1 protein-coding gene is annotated in these 2,013 nt (G+C 73.5%); it reads left to right on the top strand.

Annotated features, from left to right (window positions below; translation table 11 throughout):
- Positions 1-348: 348 nt before the first annotated feature.
- A complete protein-coding gene (locus tag ACI79E_RS22370) occupies positions 349-1,962 on the top strand; it encodes a methyl-accepting chemotaxis protein (RefSeq protein WP_456934781.1) in 1,614 nt (537 codons plus the stop codon).
- Positions 1,963-2,013 lie beyond the last annotated feature (51 nt).

Genomic DNA, 2,013 nt, shown 5'->3' with positions numbered 1-2,013 from the left:
CCCCGGGGCGCGGAGGGGGAGCCCCGCGGGGGGGGGGGGGCGCCGGCGCCCCCCCCCCCCCCCCCGTTCCGCCGTTCCGGACGTCGTCGTGGCTGCTGCGCCCTCCCGGGACGCTCGCTCGGCGGTGCACCGCGGTGCTCTCCCGCGAATGGCCGGGGTGTCGACATGGTGACCGGGGAAAGGCGGTCACCGACAATTCTCGGTCGCATTCTGCGACACGCGCAGGAATGGACGACGCCCGCACCGCCGGGGACCCCACCATTCCTCCGCGCGCCGACGAGGGGGACTGCAAGCGGTTCCGGTGCGACTCGACCATTCCCCGGACCATCATCTGCGAGGAGCACCACCATGACCCTTCCTGCCGACCCCGCCCGTCCAGGACGTCCGAGCGGCTGGCTCGCGGACCGCCCGGTCGGGGTGAAGATCGGAGCGGCCGTGGCGCTCCTCGCGGTCGTGGCGCTGATCATGACCGTGCTGGCGGTGTCGCGGATCAACTCGCTCGAGGAGGCCTCCGGGCGGATCAACGAGAACGTCGTCACCCTCGCCGACCTGTCCAACATCCAGCGCTCCTGGCAGGGTGACCGCTCCCGCTACAACTCCTATGCGCTGGTCGACGTGCAGGGCCGGGCGGACATGCGGGCCGACCTCACCGAGCGCCGGCAGACCATCGGGGAGCAGCTGGACGCCTACGCCGAGGTGACCGTCAACCGGCAGGCCTTCGAGGTCTTCCGCGGGTACGTGGAGGACTACTACGAGGTGGCGGACGGGCAGCTCCTGCCCGCGGCCGACCGCGGCGACCTGGTCACCGCCGGCCAGGTCATCACCGGTCCGTTGCAGGCCTCCGCGGACCTGATCATGGACGAGTACCAGGCGATGCAGGACCGTCGGGTGGCGGCCGGGCAGGCCGACACCGACGACGCCGAGGGGATCGCGTCCTCCGCCGTCCTCACGCTGTGGCTGGCGCTGGCTGCGGGCATCGCGGTGTCCGGTGGCCTGACCGTCTACGTCGTCCGCCGGATCGTCGGCACCGTCCGGTCGGTGCAGGCCTCGGTGGAGGCGCTGGCCCGGGGTGACCTCACGGTGACCCCGGACGTGACCGGCCGCGACGAACTCGGGCGCATGGCCGACGCGCTCGGCACCGCTCAGGGGAACCTGCGCACCGTGCTCGCCTCGGTGGCGTCCTCCGCGGACGCGGTGGCGGCGTCGTCGGAGGAGTTGAGTGCCTCGTCGGCGCAGATCTCGGCGTCGGCGGAGGAGACCAGTGCCCAGTCCGGCGTGGTGGCCGGCGCGGCGGAGGAGGTCAGCCGCAGCGTGCAGACGGTGGCCGCCGGTGCGGAGCAGATGGGGGCGAGCATCCGGGAGATCGCCACGAACGCGGCCGAGGCCTCGGACGTCGCCGCTCGCGCGGTGACCGCCGCGGAGACCACCACGGCGACCGTGGCGAAGCTGGGGGAGTCCTCGGCGGAGATCGGCAACGTGGTGAAGGTGATCACGAGCATCGCCGAGCAGACGAACCTGCTGGCCCTGAACGCGACCATCGAGGCCGCCCGGGCCGGCGAGGCGGGCAAGGGCTTCGCGGTGGTCGCGAACGAGGTCAAGGAGCTGGCGCAGGAGACGGCCAAGGCCACCGAGGACATCGCGCGGCGGGTGCAGGCCATCCAGGGCGACACCACCGCGGCGGTGACCGCGATCGGGGAGATCTCGCAGATCGTGGCGCAGATCAGCGACCGGCAGACCACCATCGCCTCGGCGGTGGAGGAGCAGACCGCGACGACGAACGAGATGTCCCGGTCGGTGTCCGAGGCGGCGCAGGGTTCCGGTCAGATCGCGGAGAACATCACCGGCGTCTCCGGCGCGGCGGAGGCCACGACCCAGGCGCTGACCCAGACGCGCACCGCCGTCGACGAGCTGTCGCGGATGGCCGCGGAGCTGCGCGCCGGCGTCTCCCGCTTCACCTACTGACCTCCGGGGGGGGGGGGGGGGGGGGGGCGCCCCGCCCGCCCCCGCCCCCCC

The sequence above is a fragment of the Geodermatophilus sp. SYSU D00079 genome (assembly GCF_054050635.1).
Note: the sequence above shows the minus strand (reverse complement) of the source record. Positions and strands in the feature narration are given on the sequence as shown.